Source organism: Brevundimonas sp., from assembly GCF_051860745.1.
In the GTDB taxonomy this organism is placed as follows: domain Bacteria; phylum Pseudomonadota; class Alphaproteobacteria; order Caulobacterales; family Caulobacteraceae; genus Brevundimonas.
Window position 1 is genome coordinate 221,752 of the sequence record NZ_JBHYDN010000001.1, and the last position, 15,540, is coordinate 237,291.

General features: G+C 69.3%; 17 protein-coding genes. 10 read left to right on the forward strand and 7 right to left on the reverse strand.

Annotation, left to right across the window (positions count from 1 at the left end; genetic code table 11):
* Positions 1–7: 7 nt before the first annotated feature.
* Together ACTIEW_RS01025 and ACTIEW_RS01030 are read right to left on the reverse strand one after the other, a co-directional pair.
* On the reverse strand, positions 8–322 hold the full coding sequence (locus ACTIEW_RS01025) for a ribonuclease E inhibitor RraB (RefSeq protein ID WP_439476045.1): 315 nt from the start codon (positions 320–322) through the stop codon (positions 8–10).
* Positions 323–436: 114 nt separating this feature from the next.
* Positions 437–1,135, reverse strand: coding sequence for an HAD family hydrolase (locus ACTIEW_RS01030; RefSeq protein WP_439476046.1), 699 nt, complete (start codon positions 1,133–1,135; stop codon positions 437–439).
* A gap of 177 nt (positions 1,136–1,312) precedes the next feature.
* Here ACTIEW_RS01030 and ACTIEW_RS01035 point away from each other — a divergent pair, with 177 nt between their 5' ends.
* The 4 genes from ACTIEW_RS01035 to carA are packed head-to-tail and all read left to right on the forward strand — an operon-like array spanning position 1,313 to position 5,682.
* The gene (locus ACTIEW_RS01035) at positions 1,313–2,128 is read left to right on the forward strand and encodes a hypothetical protein (protein WP_439476047.1); all 816 of its coding nucleotides are present in this window, start codon (positions 1,313–1,315) and stop codon (positions 2,126–2,128) included.
* A gap of 41 nt (positions 2,129–2,169) precedes the next feature.
* On the forward strand, positions 2,170–3,168 hold the full coding sequence (locus ACTIEW_RS01040; RefSeq protein ID WP_439476048.1) for an aromatic ring-hydroxylating oxygenase subunit alpha: 999 nt from the start codon (positions 2,170–2,172) through the stop codon (positions 3,166–3,168).
* Positions 3,165–4,475, forward strand: coding sequence for an amino acid permease (locus tag ACTIEW_RS01045; protein ID WP_439476049.1), 1,311 nt, complete (start codon positions 3,165–3,167; stop codon positions 4,473–4,475). Before ACTIEW_RS01040 ends, ACTIEW_RS01045 begins: the two co-directional genes overlap by 4 nt.
* A gap of 46 nt (positions 4,476–4,521) precedes the next feature.
* Positions 4,522–5,682 carry a glutamine-hydrolyzing carbamoyl-phosphate synthase small subunit gene (gene carA, locus ACTIEW_RS01050; RefSeq protein WP_439476050.1) on the forward strand — a complete coding sequence of 387 codons (1,161 nt, stop codon included), beginning with the start codon at positions 4,522–4,524 and terminating at the stop codon, positions 5,680–5,682.
* 2 nt (positions 5,683–5,684) lie between these two features.
* Here carA and ACTIEW_RS01055 read toward each other — a convergent pair whose 3' ends face one another.
* Entirely contained in the window at positions 5,685–5,951 is a 267-nt protein-coding gene (locus tag ACTIEW_RS01055) for a hypothetical protein (RefSeq protein WP_439476051.1), read from the reverse strand.
* 223 nt (positions 5,952–6,174) lie between these two features.
* On the opposite strand from ACTIEW_RS01055, the gene dnaG reads away from it, so the two are divergent.
* Both dnaG and rpoD read left to right on the forward strand, forming a co-directional pair.
* Positions 6,175–8,040 (forward strand): DNA primase, encoded by a 1,866-nt coding sequence (gene dnaG / locus ACTIEW_RS01060; protein WP_439476052.1) that lies wholly within the window; start codon positions 6,175–6,177, stop codon positions 8,038–8,040.
* Between the two features lie 71 nt (positions 8,041–8,111).
* Positions 8,112–10,076, forward strand: a complete 1,965-nt coding sequence (gene rpoD / locus ACTIEW_RS01065; RefSeq protein ID WP_439476053.1) for an RNA polymerase sigma factor RpoD — start codon at positions 8,112–8,114, stop codon at positions 10,074–10,076.
* Positions 10,077–10,130: 54 nt separating this feature from the next.
* Here the strand turns inward: rpoD and ACTIEW_RS01070 are convergent, their stop codons facing one another.
* From ACTIEW_RS01070 to ACTIEW_RS01085, 4 genes are all read right to left on the reverse strand, one after another.
* Positions 10,131–10,478 (reverse strand): DUF1428 domain-containing protein, encoded by a 348-nt coding sequence (locus ACTIEW_RS01070; protein WP_439476054.1) that lies wholly within the window; start codon positions 10,476–10,478, stop codon positions 10,131–10,133.
* Positions 10,479–10,640: 162 nt separating this feature from the next.
* Entirely contained in the window at positions 10,641–10,811 is a 171-nt protein-coding gene (locus ACTIEW_RS01075) for a hypothetical protein (protein ID WP_439476055.1), read from the reverse strand.
* Positions 10,812–10,964: 153 nt separating this feature from the next.
* Positions 10,965–11,693, reverse strand: a complete 729-nt coding sequence (locus tag ACTIEW_RS01080; RefSeq protein WP_439476056.1) for a hypothetical protein — start codon at positions 11,691–11,693, stop codon at positions 10,965–10,967.
* Entirely contained in the window at positions 11,690–12,193 is a 504-nt protein-coding gene (locus ACTIEW_RS01085; RefSeq protein ID WP_439476057.1) for an RNA polymerase sigma factor, read from the reverse strand. Before ACTIEW_RS01085 ends, ACTIEW_RS01080 begins: the two co-directional genes overlap by 4 nt.
* A gap of 108 nt (positions 12,194–12,301) precedes the next feature.
* On the opposite strand from ACTIEW_RS01085, the gene ACTIEW_RS01090 reads away from it, so the two are divergent.
* The 4 genes from ACTIEW_RS01090 (at position 12,302) to ACTIEW_RS01105 (ending at position 15,452) form a co-directional block, all read left to right on the forward strand.
* Complete coding sequence (locus ACTIEW_RS01090) at positions 12,302–13,648, forward strand: S8 family serine peptidase (RefSeq protein WP_439476058.1); 1,347 nt, start codon at positions 12,302–12,304, stop codon at positions 13,646–13,648.
* A 91-nt stretch (positions 13,649–13,739) separates the two neighbouring features.
* Positions 13,740–14,405 (forward strand): hypothetical protein, encoded by a 666-nt coding sequence (locus ACTIEW_RS01095; RefSeq protein WP_439476059.1) that lies wholly within the window; start codon positions 13,740–13,742, stop codon positions 14,403–14,405.
* Between the two features lie 154 nt (positions 14,406–14,559).
* Positions 14,560–15,090 carry a hypothetical protein gene (locus tag ACTIEW_RS01100; protein WP_439476060.1) on the forward strand — a complete coding sequence of 177 codons (531 nt, stop codon included), beginning with the start codon at positions 14,560–14,562 and terminating at the stop codon, positions 15,088–15,090.
* A 38-nt stretch (positions 15,091–15,128) separates the two neighbouring features.
* A complete protein-coding gene (locus tag ACTIEW_RS01105; RefSeq protein ID WP_439476061.1) occupies positions 15,129–15,452 on the forward strand; it encodes an Mpo1-like protein in 324 nt (107 codons plus the stop codon).
* The last annotated feature ends 88 nt before the right edge of the window (positions 15,453–15,540 follow it).

Below are 15,540 nucleotides of genomic sequence, written 5' to 3' on the forward strand. Positions count from 1 at the left end.
AAGACTTTCAGTTCGTCACGACCGCGCATTCCCAGCCGTCGTAGTCCAGCTGGAAGGCGGCGGCCCAGGATTGCATCATGGCGGAGACCGGCGAGAAAGAGGCCTCGTCCACGGCCATGGTGGTTTCGAGGATGGTGCAGTCGTCGTCGCCCCGGGTCAGGAAGCCGGCCCGCTTGGCGACCTCGGCCAGATCATCGTGATCCCCCGCCCCGTAGAAGTAGAACAGGGTGTGCCGCGGCGTGACGCCGCTGTCGCCATGCGCCGCCAGCGACGCCCGGATCATGGCGTCGCGCTCCTCATGAGGGACGTCGGCGTCGATCACGGCGGCTGTTCTCCTCGCGCGCACGGGCCCGACGCGGGCGTGTGCCTGCGCGGGGCGGTTCGGGTTGTCGGCTAAGCGGCCCGTCTAAAGACGGGGGGGCGGCGGAGCAAGCGCTTATCCGTCCGACCGCCTATCGATCCAGTCCGGCAGGGCGGTGATGCTGTCGAGCGCGCCGTACCGCGGGTGAGCTTCGGGCGCATCGGCCAGTTCGTGGGCCCAGGTGATGGCATAGGGAATGTGGACGGCGAAGGCCCCGGCCTCCAGCGCCGGCAGCACGTCGGACTTCATCGAGTTTCCGGCCATCACGGCCTTCTCCGCCCCGGCGCCGTGGCGGGCGAACACCCGGTCGTAGGTCCGGTGGTCCTTCTCCGATACGATCTCGACCGCGGCGAACAGGTCGCCGAGACCGGAGGCCGCCAGCTTGCGTTCCTGGTCCATCAGATCGCCCTTGGTGATCAGCACGAGGCGATACCGCTCCGACAGGGCGGCCAGGGCCTCATCGACGCCGGGCAGGGTCTCGACCGGATGCGACAGCATTTCGCGGCCGGCGGCGAGGATCTCGCGGATGGCGCGCGGCGGCGGTTCGCCGTTGCACAGTTCCATCGCCGTTTCGAGCATCGACAGGGTGAAGCCCTTCACTCCGTAGCCGTAGAGCTGGAGATTGCGGCGCTCGACCTCGGCCAGTCGGGCCTCGATCAGGTCATTGTCGTGGTCCGTCAACAGATCGACAAACCGGTCGTGCGTCAGCCGAAAGATGGTCTCGTTGTGCCAGAGGGTGTCGTCGGCATCGAGGCCGACCGTGGTGATGCTCATAGCCGCGTCTTGGCCCATCCAGGCCGGATGACGCAAGCCATCAGTCGGCGGCGGGTGCGCCAGATCGGGACGGCGCATGGTCAACGGCGTTTGACCATGTTTGTCATGGATGTGTTTTCACCTTGGGGCGCGAACTGGCGCGTGGAGGCTTTTCGGACCAGCTTAACGGAGGGGGTCATGAGTCGCATCGGGGACGAAGCCCATCTGGCCAGCGGTTCCATGGACGCCGACCCCGCGCCCGGCCAGGCGTGGGCGCCTCTCGGCGAGCGCCGGTCCTATGCCGCGCCGTATGAAAGCCTGACCTTCACCCTGGTGACCCGCGCGCGCCGCGAACTGACGGTGACCCTGGCCGCCCAGCCCGTATTCGACCTGGGCCGGTCGGTTCCCGTCAGCCGCCGCATCCGCCGCACCGTGCGACACTGCGGGGGCGAAAGCGCGCTTGCGGTGCTTGGCCGCCGGACTCTGGAGCCGATGGACCTCAAGCGGATCGACCTGCAGACGCTGAGCCACGGCCTCGATCTGCTGCATCTGGGGTCGGACGACAGCGGCGTCCTGCCGGCGTTCTGGCGCACGGTGGCGTCCAGTGTGGGACGGTTCGCCCTGTTATGCACCGAGCTTCAGCACGGCGCCGCGCCAGGGGCCCTGCTGGTCGAGGTCATGGGCGGGCTGGAGCAGGCGCCGCCCGAGACCATCGCCGAGGCGCTCGCCCAATTCGAGGCCGCGGCCCTCGGCGTCATCCTGCATATCGCGCCGGATGCCGGGGCGGCCCGGCGATTGGCGGACGTGCGCGCCCGGTGTCTGGCCATCGACTTCGCCGGCGTCGCCCACGAAAGCCCGCGAGAGTGGCTGGACGCCACAGCCCTGATCGGCGCGGCGCGCGAGGCCTGTCCGCAGGTGATGCTGCTGAACCTGCGTCCTGACCGCGGTCTGGCCGCCCAGAGCGCCGGCGCCACCCACGCTGTCTTCGCCGGCATGGATGCGATCACGATCTGAGACCGGTTGACGGCGCGCGCGGGCCGGGGCCTGATCCAGCCATGCAGGCCACGCTTCCCGCCCATCTCTACGGCTGTCCCGACGCCTGGGCGCGCGAGCGAGCGGCCGTGTTCGGAAAAGCCTGGCTGTTCCTGGGCCATGAGGCGGAAGCGCCGGCCATCGGCGACTGGATCGCGACCGATATCGCAGGCCATCGACTGCTCGCTGTGCGCGGCAAGGACGGCGCCCTGCGGGCCTTTCACAACGTCTGCCGCCATCGGGCCGGCCCGCTGGTCACGGGCGTAAGCGGGCATTGCGAGGGCGAGCTGGTCTGCGCCTATCACGGCTGGCGCTATGCGCTGGACGGGCGGCTGAGGGCGGCGACGGGATTCGGCGCGGCGGAAGGGTTCGACCCGCGCGAGTTCGGCCTGCTGCCCCTGCGGCTGGAGACCTGGCGCGGGCTGGTGTTTGCGACGATGGATGCAGACGCCGCGCCACTGGCCGATCATGTCGCGCCGCTGGAGGCCCTGCTGGCTGGACGAGGCCTGACCATCCCCCCGCCCGCGCTGCGCCGCGCGCACGATCTGGCCTGCGACTGGAAGACCTATGCCGAGAACTTTCTCGAGGGCTACCACATCGGCGCGGTCCATCCGTTGCTGGCCGACGAGCTGGGCGGGGCAGAATACCGGGTGCGGGTCGAGGGCGAACTGGTCGTGCAGGAGGCGGTCGGGGTCAATGACGGGCCGCAGGCGGGGGTCTGGGGCTGGCTGTGGCCCAACCTCGGCGTCAACGTCTATCGCGACGGGGCCATGATCGAGCGGATCACGCCGGTCGGGCCGGGCCGGACGCGGCTGGACTATCTGTTCCTGAGCGACGGCGGCGAGGCGGCGTTGGGCGAGGCCCTGATCGCCTCGGACCGGTTGACGGCCGAGGACGCCGCTATTTGCGAGGCGGTGCAGCGCAATCTGTCGGCGGGCGCCTATGATCGCGGCGTGCTCAGCCCCATCCATGAGATCGCCCTGACCTGGTTCCAGTCGCGGATCGCGGAGGCTCACCCATGACCGACGTCGTAGAGGACCGGCACAAGTTGGGCTGGGGTCTCGCCGCCCTGGTCGTGGCGGGGAACATGATCGGCTCGGGCGTCTATCTGCTGCCCGCCACCCTGGCGCCGGTCGGGTCGTCGAGCGTGGTCGGCTGGGGCGTCGCCGGGCTGGGGGCGGTGACCCTCGCCCTGGTGTTCGCGGCGCTGGGACGGTTGCAGCCGGACGCGGACGGCCTGTCCGGTTTCGCCGAGCGGGGGCTGGGGCGATTCTTCGGCTTTCAGACGGCGCTGGCCTTCTGGACCGCCTGCCTCGTCGGCAATGTCGCCATCGCGGTCGCGGCCACGGGCTACCTCGGCTTCTTCTTCCCCGTGCTGAAGCAGCCGGTCGTCGCCACCTTCTGCAACCTCGGCCTGATCTGGCTGACCACCGGGGCCTATATCCTCGGGGCGCGGGCGGCCTCGCGGTTCGCGGCACTTGCCCTGGTCATCGGCCTGGTCCCCATCGTCATCGCCGTGGCCGCCGGGATCTCAGCCTTCAGCGGCGAGACCTTCGCCGCCTCCTGGAGTCCGTCGGGTAATAGTCTGGCCGAAAGCATCCCCGCCTCGCTGGCCCTGATTTTCTGGGCCTTCCTCGGCGTGGAGACCGCGGCTGTCCTGTCCGCCCGAGTCCGGAATCCGGCGCGCGACGTCGGCCGGGCCTCGATCGCCGGAGTGCTGCTGGCCTCGGTGGTCTATGTGGCGGCCAGCGTGGCGGTGTTCGGCGTGATCCCTGCCGGGGTTCTCGCCGAATCCTCGAGCCCCTATGCCGATCTGACGGCGAGAGTGTTCGGAGCCTCGATCGGGGCGGTGGTCGCGGCCTGCGCCGTGATCAAGGCAGTCGGCACGCTGAGCGGCTGGGTCATGCTGGGCGGGGAAACGGCGCGAGCCGCCGCCCGATCTGGCTATCTGCCGTCAGGCTTCGGTCATGGGGAGCGGACGCCGATCGTCAACCCGCTGCTGGGCGGCGCGATCATGAGCATCGTGGCAGTGCTGTCCGGCCAGCCCACCCTCGGGGGTCAGTTCGGCATGCTCGTGGGCGTCACCTCGGTGCTGAGCCTGGTGGTCTACGGCCTGTGTTCGGCCTCCCTGTTCCGGCTGGCGCGCTGGACCCGGGCGCGGTTCATCGCTGCGCTGGGCCTGCTGTTCGCCACGGCCGCCGTGGCCGCGGCGGCGCCTGGCTATATCCTGCCGACGGCGATCTTCTTCGTTGTCACAAGTGGAGCCTGGTTCGCCTTCATGCGAGGCAAGCCCGCGATCCCGGTTGACCCGGCGGCGGCGGCTCACTAGCAAACGCGCCGTTTGCTCGCCGGGATTCGGTGATAGAGAGCGCGCCATGACCACCCAACTTATTCCCGGCGTGACCGGCGTGCTCGCGCTCGCGGACGGCACCATCCTGCAAGGCATCGGCTGCGGCGCCGTGGGCTCGGCCCTCGGCGAGGTGGTCTTCAACACCGCCATGACCGGGTATCAGGAAATCCTGACCGACCCGTCCTACATGAGCCAGATCCTTGCCTTCACCTTCCCGCACGTAGGCAACACCGGGACCAATGTCGAAGACGTCGAACAGATCGGCGGCGGCTCGGACACATCGGCGCGGGGCGCGATCTTCCGGGACGCGCCCACTGACCCGGCCAACTGGCGCAGCGAGAGCGATTTCGACGGCTGGATGAAGCGGCGCGGCGTGGTCGGTCTGGCAGGGGTGGACACTCGCGCCCTGACCGCCCGCATCCGCGACATGGGCGCGCCCCACGCCGTGATCGCCCATGATCCGTCCGGACAGTTTGACCTCGACGCTTTGGTCGCCGAGGCCGGGGCCTGGACGGGGCTGGTCGGGCTGGACCTGGCCAAGGACGCCTCGACGCTGCAGTCGTTCGACTGGGACGAGGGACTGTGGGACTGGCCGGAAGGCCATCCGCGCGTGGACGCAGCCGACAAGTCCGTGGTCGTCGTCGACTATGGCGTGAAGCGCAATATCCTGCGGGCGCTGGCCTCGACCGGCGCGAAGATCACCGTGGTGCCCGCTGACACGACCGCGGAAGCGATCCTGGCGCGCAAGCCGGACGGCGTGGTCCTGTCGAACGGACCCGGCGATCCGGCGGCGACCGGCGTCTATGCCGTGCCGGAAATCCGCAAACTGGTCGACAGCGGCACGCCCCTGTTCGGCATTTGCCTCGGGCACCAGATGCTGGCGCTGGCGCTGGGCGCGAAGACGATCAAGATGGATCAGGGCCACCACGGGGCCAACCATCCGGTCAAGGATCTGACCACCGGCAAGGTCGAGATCGTGTCGATGAACCACGGCTTCACCGTCGACCGCGACAGCCTGCCTGACGCGGTCAGCGAGACCCACGTCAGTCTGTTTGACGGCACCAACTGCGGCATCGCCCTGACCGGTCGGCCGGTGTTCAGCGTCCAGCACCACCCGGAGGCTTCGCCGGGACCGACCGACAGCCTGTATCTGTTCCAGCGGTTCCGCGATCTGATGCGCGTCTGATCTCAGGGGAGCGGCGCGAAGCTCTTTTCCTCGCGGAGGGCGCAGGCCTTGCGGACAGCGATGGGCGCGGCGTGCAGCCAGTAGTCGGCGTCTTCCAGCCGGTTGCTCCGCAGCCGCTCGGCGCCGCGCATCCGCCGTAGCGCCGCGTTCTCCAGAAGACGAGCGTGGAGGGCGCGGGGCGACAGTTCGAGGATAGCGGGGGAACCGGGGACGGCGACGGCGTCGGGGCCTTTGGGCTCCACCGCCGGGCGGGCGATGGTCATGAACATGGGGGGCTTTCATTCTCGGACGGGTTTGCGGTCTTCGCCGTCGGCCCGTCTGTCTCCGCCCCCTTCCGGGACGGTCGGATGGTTAATCCACAGGCCTGTGGACAGTTCCCCTTCAAGAGGAAAACTGTGCGCATATTCAGGCGGTTACCGCCGCGCTTTGGCCTTTCTGGTTAACGAAAGGTAAATGCGCCCAAACCCGTGAGTCCCGCGCTATAAGGCGCAGGTGCGCTTCGACGACCGCTTCCTTGAAGAACTGAAGGCCCGCCTTCGGCCGTCCGACATCATCGGGCGGACGGTGAAGCTCAAGCGTCAGGGACGCGAGTATGTCGGCCTGTCGCCCTTCACCAAGGAGAAGTCGCCGTCCTTCTTCGTCAACGACGACAAGGGCTTCTTCCACGACTTCTCGTCGGGCAAGCACGGCGACGTGATCAGCTTCCTGCAGGAGACCGAGCGGCTCAGCTTCGTCGAGGCCGTGCAGCGGCTGGCCGGGGAGGCGGGCATGGCCCTGCCGGCCGAGGACCCGCAGGCGGCCGAGCGCGAGGCGATGAAGCAGGGTCTGACCGACTGGATGGACCTGGCCCAGAAATGGTTCGCGGCCAATCTGCGCCGTTCGCCCGGCAAGGCGGCGCGCGAATATCTGGAAAAGCGCGGCCTGCCGGAAGATCAGTGGGAGCGGTTCGGGTTGGGGTATGCCCCCAACGATCGCGAGGGGCTGAAGGCCGCACTGATCCAGCGCGGCGCCAGGCCGGGCGACCTGGTCGATGCGGGCATGCTGATCGCGCCCGAGGGCGGCGGGCAACCCTATGACCGGTTCCGCGACCGGCTGATGTTCCCGATCCTCGACCCACGGGGGCGCATCGTCAGCTTCGGCGGCCGGGCCATGAACCCCGACGATCGGGCAAAATACCTGAACGGCCCGGAGAGCCCACTCTTCCACAAGGGCGCGACCCTGTACGGCCTGCCCGAGGCGCGCCGCATCCTGGGGGCCGAGAGCAAGAGCGATCAGGCTATCGTGGTGGTTGAGGGCTATATGGACGTGATCGCCTGCCACCGGGCCGCCATCCCCGCCGTCGCGCCGATGGGCACCGCCCTGACTGAGGAGCAGATGGAGCGGCTGTGGCGCGTCTCGCACGAGCCCGTCCTGTGTTTCGACGGCGACGCTGCGGGACGCCGTGCGGCGTATCGCGCCATCGACCGGGCCTTGCCGCAGCTGAAATCGGGACGCTCGTTCCGCTTCGCTCTGCTGGAGGGCGGGCAGGACCCTGACGATATTTTGCGCGACAAGGGGGCGCCGGCCCTGCGTCAGGCCATGACCACGACCCGGCCCTTCGCCGAAGTGCTGTTCCAGAAGGAGGCGGAGGTCGAGCCGCTCGACAGCCCCGAACGCCGCGCCGGGTTGAAAGGGCGGCTGCGCCAAGCCGCCTCGGCCATTCAGGACAAGGATCTGGCCGAGCAGTACCGCCGCGAGCTGTTCGACCGGTTCGACGCTCTGTTCCCCGCTCGCCGCGCGCCGCAGGGCCAGTCCGCGACTGGTCACGGCGGGCGCTGGCGGCCCGGGCCGCCGCCCAAACTGGGCCAGACCGCGGAAGGAGCGCAGGCGATGCAGTCGCTGAGTCGTTCCATCGAGCCGGTGGCCGCTGCCCTGGCCCACGGCGCCATCGACGACCCGGAACGGATGGACGACCATCTGGAGGCCATTTCAGCCCACGGATTCGGCGACGCGGCGCTCGACGGGCTGGCGCAGGAGATGGTCCGGCTACGGTTCTCGGGTCAGGACCTTGACTCGGCGGCCTTGCGTCGCCATCTGGCGCAATCGGGTCATGATGCTTTAGTGCGCGAGGTCGAGAAGGCGGCGGCAAAGTCCGGCGCGCCTTTCCTGGCCGCAAATGCGCCCCTCGCCGAAGCAAGGGTCCGATGGTCGCAGGCGTTCGACGCGCTTACTCGCGTGGCGGCGCTGGAGGATGCACTGAGCTCGGCGGCAGGAATGCCGGGCCAGGACGAGGCGTTCCGCAGGCTGAAAGCCGAGCGGGATGCTTTGCGTCGCGCGATCAAAACCGGAGAGATCTGGGAAGACAGCGCGGGTTCGTAACCTTACGGCCCCGTTGCGCATTGTATTTCTGTGGTCAGCCTGATCAGCCGCCCACCCGGAGAAGAGACTGTATGAGCGCCCAGACCGAGACGCAGGAAACCGAAGCTCAGAGCGACGGTCCGCTGCTCGACCTCACCGACGCCGGGGTGAAGAAGTTTATCAAGCAGGCGAAGGCTCGGGGCTATGTGACGATGGAGGACCTGAACAAGGTCCTGCCGTCCGAAGAGGTGACCCCCGACGCGATCGAGGACACGCTGGCGATGCTGTCCGAGATGGGCGTCAACGTCGTCGAGGCCGAGGAAGACGCCGCCGAGACCACCGAGAAGGAGGGCGGCGAGGTCGTCGAACGCGCCGAGACCAGCATCTCGGAGACGCCGGCCAAGGCCGCCTATGACCGGACCGATGACCCCGTTCGGATGTATCTCAGGGAGATGGGGAGCGTTGAGCTGCTCAGCCGCGAGGGCGAGATCGCGATTGCGAAGCGGATCGAGGCCGGGCGGGACGCGATGATCTCGGGGCTGTGCGAAAGCGCCCTGACGTTCGAGGCCATCATGGTGTGGCGCGACGAACTGGCCAACAACCGCATCCTGCTGCGCGAGGTCATCGACCTGGACGCCACCTATGGCGTGCTGAACCCCTCGTCCCTGCCGCATAACCAGCCCCCGGCCGGCGCCCCCGTGGTTCCCGCCCCCGCGGCGGAAGGCGCGGAAACTGCAGAAGAAAAGCCGGAAACGGACGACGAGGAGGACGAGGATTTCGACGACGGCGGCGGCATGTCGATCTCGGCTCTTGAAGCCGAGCTCCGCGACGGCGTCATGGAAGTGCTGGACGCGGTCGCCTCCGACTTCGGCGCCTTCCGCAAGCTGCAGGACAAGCTGGTCGAAAGCCGGCTCAAGGGCGACGTCCTCTCGCCCAAGGACCAGAAGGCCTATGACGCCCTGACGACGGGCATCTCGGGCCGGCTGAAGACGATGAAGCTCAACAACCACCGCATCGAGGCGCTGGTCGAACAGCTGTACGCCATCAACAAGCGGCTCATGGGCCTCGAGGGCCGGCTGCTGCGCCTCGCCGACAGCTATGGCATCTCGCGCCCCGAATTCCTCAAATCCTATTTCGGCGCCGAGCTGGACCCGACCTGGGCCGACCGGGTCAAGGAAATGGGCGTCCGCTGGACCAAGTTCAGCGACAACGAACAGGCCCAGATCGCCCAGATCCGCGGCGACGTCGCCGCCGTTGCCACCGAGGCCGGCCTGCCGATCGACGACTACCGCCGCATCGTCCAGACGGTGCAGAAGGGCGAGCGCGAGGCCCGTCAGGCCAAGAAGGAAATGGTCGAGGCCAACCTGCGCCTGGTCATCTCCATCGCCAAGAAATACACCAACCGCGGCCTGCAATTCCTTGATCTCATTCAGGAAGGCAACATCGGCCTGATGAAGGCGGTCGACAAGTTCGAGTACCGCCGCGGCTACAAATTCAGCACCTACGCCACCTGGTGGATCCGCCAGGCCATCACCCGCTCGATCGCCGACCAGGCGCGGACCATCCGCATCCCGGTGCACATGATCGAGACGATCAACAAGATCGTCCGCACCAGCCGCCAGATGCTGCACGAGATCGGCCGCGAGCCGACCCCGGAAGAGCTGGCCGAAAAACTGGCCATGCCGCTGGAGAAGGTCCGCAAGGTCCTCAAGATCGCCAAGGAGCCGATCAGCCTCGAGACCCCGATCGGCGACGAGGAGGACTCGCATCTGGGCGACTTCATCGAGGACAAGAACGCCATCCTGCCCATCGACGCCGCCATCCAGTCGAACCTGCGCGAAACCACCACCCGCGTGCTGGCGTCCCTGACGCCGCGCGAGGAACGCGTCCTGCGTATGCGTTTCGGCATCGGCATGAACACAGACCACACCCTGGAAGAGGTCGGCCAGCAGTTCTCGGTCACCCGCGAACGCATCCGCCAGATCGAGGCCAAGGCGTTGCGCAAGCTGAAGCACCCGAGCCGGAGCCGGAAGCTGCGGAGCTTCCTCGACAGCTGATACGAAAATGGGGCGGTCCGCAGGGACCGCCCCTTCTGCTTTCAGCCAGCCGCGCTACCCCTCCAGCACCACCTCGAACCCCGCGAAGATCATCCGCTTGCCGTCAAACGGCATGGGCATGCCCATCATGCGTTCGTCCTGCATCAGCTTTTCCCAGGCGGTGTCGCGGACGGCCTTGTCGGGCCAGGTGATCCAGCCGACGGCGACGGTCTCGCCGTCCTGCAGGGCCACCGCGCGTTTGAAGTCGGTAACCTTGCCGTCGGGGATGTCCTCGCCCCAGCATTCGGTGACGCTGACGGCGCCGAGCTCCTTGAAGAAGGGCGTGGTGTGGCGGGAGTGCTCCAGATACGCGGCCTTGTTGGCCGTGGGCACCGGGATGACGGTGATGTCGAGGAACGGCATTTTGCCTGCACTCCGTGCGGGGGCTAACGCTCGCGACGCGGACGCTCGCCGCTTGAGCCTATCTGTGGGCGGGGGTGATTATAGCCGAAGCGGAGATGCCGCGCCCCCTCCACCACGCTTCGCGTGGTCCCTCTCCCCCATGAAGGTGGAGGAGACGCCGGGTCACGCTTCTTCGGCGTCAGTGGGCGGGACCGAGCGGGCGGCCATGAGGTCGGCGAGGGCGGCGTAGTGTTCCGCGATCAGCCGATTGGCCGCCTGCTCGCGCAGGCAGAGGGCCTCGGCGGCGCGGCGGGTCCAGGCCTCGGCGCGGTCGCGCAGGGTTTCCTCGTCCATCGGTCGTCTTCGCAAGCTGCACGGGCGGGGTCCCTGAGCTGTCAACGATGGAGCGTGGCTGTTTCATCCCCTGGGGGGCGTACCAATACCCCACACACGCCGTCATCCCCGGGCTTGTCCCGAGGATGACGGAACTAAAAGGGGGACGACGGCTCAGTCCCAACCGGCGTCGCGGGCCTGGGTCTCAGCGGCGGCGTCGAGCGTGTCGCCGGCGATGGCGGCGTCGACGGCGGCCAGGACCGGGGCGGGGATGTCGGCGGAGGCGGTGCGGAGGTCTCCGGCGGGCGCGCTGAAGGGGGCGAGGGCCTGGAGGGTCCATTGGTCCGCCTCGCGGCAGGCGAGGCCGGCGACGTTGGCCTCGCCCGACTGGAAGGTGCGGCACCAGCGGTTGTCGGCGTCGCGGAAGGTCAGGCCGACGGCCCGGCCCTCGGCGTCCGCGCCGTCGGCGGTCAGGCGTGTGTCGAGGACGCGGATCAAGCCGGCGTCGGCGATGGCGCCGCTGCGGTCGACGGTGAAGCCGCGGTCGGCCTCGCCGCCGCCCAGCCAGCCGATCGACAGGCCGGCGACGAAACAGGCGGCGGCGAGGCCGGCCCACAGGGTGGCGTGGCGGGGGGAGAAGGCGGCGCGCAGGCGCTCGATCAGGAGGTTGGCGGAGGCCGTCGCGGGGCCGCTCGCGGCGATCAGCCGGGCGAGGGCCTGATCGCGCGGATCGGGAGCGAGAGGGACGGCCTCGCGGGCGAGGGTGCGCAGCTGGCGCAGGGCCACGAGCCGGGCGGCGAGGGCGGGGTCGGCGGCGGTGGCGGCGTCGATGGCGGCGCCGGCCTCGGGGGAGAGTTCACCGTCGACGCGGCGCATCAGGGTCTCGTCGTCGTAACGGGTCATGCGCTCACTCCCTGTTCAGCCAGGGTCTGGATCAGGGTCTGGCGTCCCCGCACGAGGCGGCTGGTCAGGGTGCCGGCGGGGACGCCCATGACCTCGGCGGCCTCGGCGTAGGACAGGCCGTCGATCAGCACCAGGGCCACGGCCAGACGCTGGTCGTCGGGCAGGGCGTTGATGGCGTCGCGCACGGCCAGGGCGTCGGCGCGCAGGTCTTCACCGGCCATGGCGGCGTCGGCGATGTCGGGCGTGCGCTCGTCGGTCGGGGCAACCACCCGGGCCCAGCGCGCGTTTGATCGGGTCTGGTCGATGAAGATCCGCCTCATGATGGTGAAGGCCCAACTGTCCAGCCGGGTGCCAGGGCGAAAGCCGCCGCGTTTGACCAGGGCGCGTTCGACGGTTTCCTGCACAAGGTCATGGGCGTCGGCGTCCGAACGGACGAGAACGCGCGCGAAACGGCGCAGCCTCGGCAGAAGGTCCACCAGCCCCGTCTGAAACTCATCCAAGCAGAAAACCTCGTCATGGGGATGGAACGTCCCGCCCCCGTCGTTTCATCCCTTGTCGTGCACCGCCAAAGGCTTTTGAAAAGAAGGACGTTCCCCGGAATGACGCCCATGTCGATGCGGATGCTTTTATCGACCCTTCTCGCGGCTGTGGCCATCGCTGTGTCCGGCGGCCCCGTTGCGGCCCAGATCAGCCTGCCCGGCGGGATCGGCGGGGGTCTCCCGCAGATGCCGGGGTTGCCGGGCGGAGCGCCGGGCCTGCCGGTCGACCGGGACATGCTGGAGAATATGGCGCGCGGGCGGCTGGAGCAGGTGCTGGAGGTTCCGTCGCGGCTGCGCGGGCTGGTCCGGCGGTCAGACGGCGCGCTGGAGGCCGATCCCGCGGGCTGGCCGGTGGTGCGCGGCGAGGTAGTGGCGGTCGACCTGTCGCCCGAGGGTCGGCGCCGGGCGCTGGCCGCGGGCTTTGTGGTGGCGCGGGAAGAGCGGCTGGCGGCGCTGGACATGACCACGGTGGTGCTGACCCCGCCGCGGGGGCTGTCGCTGCGGCGGGCCGTCGAACGGCTGCGCCAGCTCGACCCGGACGGCAGTTTTTCATTCAACCACGTGCATGCGCCCGCTGGAGAACTGGCGGAGGCGGGGACCGGACCGGCCTTGATGACCGCGTCGGCGCCGCAGGGCGGGCGGGGGCGGGTCGGGTTGATCGATACGGGCGTGGACGTGCGGCACCCGGCGGTGGCGGGCGCCCGGATCGTCCAGCGCGGCTTCGCGGGACCGGCGAGGGCGGCGCCGCACGGGACGGCGGTGGCCTCGCTGCTGGTCGGGCAGGCGGGCGCCTTTGCGGGCGCGGCGCCGGGCGGGGAACTGTATGCGGCCGACATATACGGGGGCTCGGCTGCGGGCGGGTCGGCGACGGGCCTGGTCCAGGCCCTGGCCTGGATGGCCGAGAACGAGGTGCCGGTGGTCAATGTCAGCCTGGTGGGCCCACGCAACGCCGTGGTCGAGGCGGCGGTGCGCCGCGCCGGCGCGCGCGGAATGCTGATCGTGGCCGCCGTGGGCAATGACGGGCCGTCGGCGCCGCCCCTGTATCCGGCGGCCTATCCGGATGTGGTGGGGGTCACCGCTGTGAACGGCCGTGGGCGGGTGCTGCCCGAGTCCGGCCGCGGGCCGCAGGTCGATTTCGCCGCGCCGGGCGCCGACATGGCCGCCGCCGGGCCGGGGCAGGGCTATGTCAATGTGCGCGGATCCTCGTTCGCCGCCCCTCTGGTCGCCGGTCTGCTGTCGCAACGGCTGCCGCGGCCCAACCGGAGCGGGGCGGAGGCCGCGCTGGGCGAGGTCGCCACCATGGCCGTGGACGCCGGCGCGCGCGGTCCGGACCCGATCTATGGCCATGGCGTGGTGGCGACGGATCGGCGCGTTGCGCCTGGCGCGGTCGGGGCCCGGGGACAGTTGAACCGATAAAATCGGGCGCCGCCGGGATGAATCTGCGGCGGAGGATCGTTGGATGGACCGAGGGCGCCCAACGCCCTGCGATCTTCAAGGAGACATCCTCATGCGCAAGACCCTGATGCTGATCACCACCACCGCCTTCACCCTCGCCCTCGCGGGCGCCGCCAACGCCCAGGTTCTGGGCGGCGGCCTCGGAGGCGGCCTCGGCGGCGGTCTGGGCGGACAAGTCGACGGCCTCGGCGGCACGCTGGGCGGGTCCGGTTCAGGCAGCCTGACCGGCTCGCTCGATGGCCGCTTCGCCACGGACCGTCTGGGCGAAGTCACGACGCGCGCCGAACGCCTCCAGGAGCGCGCCCAGGAACGTGCCGCCCGTATTGAGCAGCGCGCCGAGCGGGTGCGTGCACGGGCTCTTGCCGCAGAGGAGAGGGCCGAGGCCCGCGCCGCCGGTATGGCTCGCTCCGCCGTCGATACCGCCGGGAACGCCGAAGGCTCCGCCTCCGGCGTGTTGGACGGCAGCCTCAACGGCGCCGCCGGCGCCGGCCAGGGCGTCATGTCGGGAGACCTGGGCGGGGGCATCACCGGCTCAGGCTCGGCTTCGGGTTCCGAATCGGGCCCGGCTGACCGTCCCCGCCGTTCAGGCCGCGCCAACGCCAACGCCGGTGTGGGTGCGGACGCCTCGGCCAATCGCAATGGCGCTTCGGCCCGCGGCAACGCCAACGCCAACGCCAACGCCGACGGCCATGCCGAGACCACGCCCGACCCGCGCTAGATCGGGTCGCGGTTAAACACTGACAGACCCCGCCGGATTGCTCCGGCGGGGTTTTTCACGTCCGCCATGCGGCGTCGGGCGACCCTCGTTCCGCCAATGGACTTCCGACCCGTCGCGCGGCATCCTCGACCCGTCGCCCGCGAGGAAGGCCGCCATGTTCAACCTCGGTTATCTGAAACGCCGTCTGGGCCAGTACGCCGCCCTCTGGGTCGCAGGCTTTCTGCTGAGCGGCGCGGCCATATTGTTGGGGCTGATGTTCGCGGACATGATGGTCGCGATCGATTGGGTCCTGCCGGTGTTGCTGGGCGGGACGGCGCTGGCCCTGGGCGTCGGCGTGGTGCTGAGCCTGCTGTCGGGCGAGACGGTGGGGACGAAACTTGCGGTGCTGCTCCTGGCCCTGCTGCTGGCCCTGCCGCTGCTGTGGGCGCCGGTGTCGGCGGCGGTGGCCATCGCCTTCTTCGCCGACCGCTCGATCGAATATTCCGAAAGCTATGCCGCCTTCCAGATCGGTGTGTCGCGGGTGCTGTTTCCGATTGGCCAGGCGCTGGGGCAGGGGGATCTGTTCGGCTGGGTCTGGACGGCGTTCCAGTGGGTGTCGACCGTGGTCGGCTTCTTCTCGGCCGTGGCGAAGATCTGGCCGGCGATCCGGCGGATGCTGGGGCCGGAGCCGGTGACCGAGGGCTGAGGCTTGCGCCGCCAGGGTCGGCAGCGCAGGATTTGCCCATGACCAGCCAGCCCGCGCCCGGCGAACGCTATCAGTCGTTCAACGCCTTTTATCCGTATTACATCCATGAGCACTCCAACCGGACGTGCCGCCGGATTCACATCGTCGGGACGGCGTTGGTGATCGGGGTGATGATGTTGGCGCTCGTGACGCAGAACGCGTGGTGGCTGCTGGCCATGCCGCTGGTCGGCTACGGCTTCGCCTGGGTGGGCCATTTCTTCTTCGAGAAGAACCGCCCGGCGACCTTCCAGTACCCGTTGTGGAGCCTGATGGGCGACTGGCGGATGTTTTTTGAGACCATCTCCGGAAAACGCCGCTTCTGACGAAGCGCGTTTTCCTGGTGGGCCGCGGTCACAAGGCTCCGCCTTGTCGACCCGACGCGGCCTGGCGCTTCGCGCGTGCTCTGCGCTC

What these genes read in the sequence shown, in the direction of transcription:
- ACTIEW_RS01030 (WP_439476046.1), bottom strand. Translation starts at nt 1,135, where the DNA reads ATGAGCATCACCACGGTCGGCCTCGATGCCGACGACACCCTCTGGCAC.
- ACTIEW_RS01035 (WP_439476047.1), top strand. Translation starts at nt 1,313, where the DNA reads ATGAGTCGCATCGGGGACGAAGCCCATCTGGCCAGCGGTTCCATGGAC.
- ACTIEW_RS01040 (WP_439476048.1), top strand. Translation starts at nt 2,170, where the DNA reads ATGCAGGCCACGCTTCCCGCCCATCTCTACGGCTGTCCCGACGCCTGG.
- ACTIEW_RS01045 (WP_439476049.1), top strand. Translation starts at nt 3,165, where the DNA reads ATGACCGACGTCGTAGAGGACCGGCACAAGTTGGGCTGGGGTCTCGCC.
- carA (WP_439476050.1), top strand. Translation starts at nt 4,522, where the DNA reads ATGACCACCCAACTTATTCCCGGCGTGACCGGCGTGCTCGCGCTCGCG.
- ACTIEW_RS01055 (WP_439476051.1), bottom strand. Translation starts at nt 5,951, where the DNA reads ATGTTCATGACCATCGCCCGCCCGGCGGTGGAGCCCAAAGGCCCCGAC.
- rpoD (WP_439476053.1), top strand. Translation starts at nt 8,112, where the DNA reads ATGAGCGCCCAGACCGAGACGCAGGAAACCGAAGCTCAGAGCGACGGT.
- ACTIEW_RS01070 (WP_439476054.1), bottom strand. Translation starts at nt 10,478, where the DNA reads ATGCCGTTCCTCGACATCACCGTCATCCCGGTGCCCACGGCCAACAAG.
- ACTIEW_RS01075 (WP_439476055.1), bottom strand. Translation starts at nt 10,811, where the DNA reads ATGGACGAGGAAACCCTGCGCGACCGCGCCGAGGCCTGGACCCGCCGC.
- ACTIEW_RS01080 (WP_439476056.1), bottom strand. Translation starts at nt 11,693, where the DNA reads ATGACCCGTTACGACGACGAGACCCTGATGCGCCGCGTCGACGGTGAA.
- ACTIEW_RS01090 (WP_439476058.1), top strand. Translation starts at nt 12,302, where the DNA reads ATGTCGATGCGGATGCTTTTATCGACCCTTCTCGCGGCTGTGGCCATC.
- ACTIEW_RS01095 (WP_439476059.1), top strand. Translation starts at nt 13,740, where the DNA reads ATGCGCAAGACCCTGATGCTGATCACCACCACCGCCTTCACCCTCGCC.
- ACTIEW_RS01100 (WP_439476060.1), top strand. Translation starts at nt 14,560, where the DNA reads ATGTTCAACCTCGGTTATCTGAAACGCCGTCTGGGCCAGTACGCCGCC.
- ACTIEW_RS01105 (WP_439476061.1), top strand. Translation starts at nt 15,129, where the DNA reads ATGACCAGCCAGCCCGCGCCCGGCGAACGCTATCAGTCGTTCAACGCC.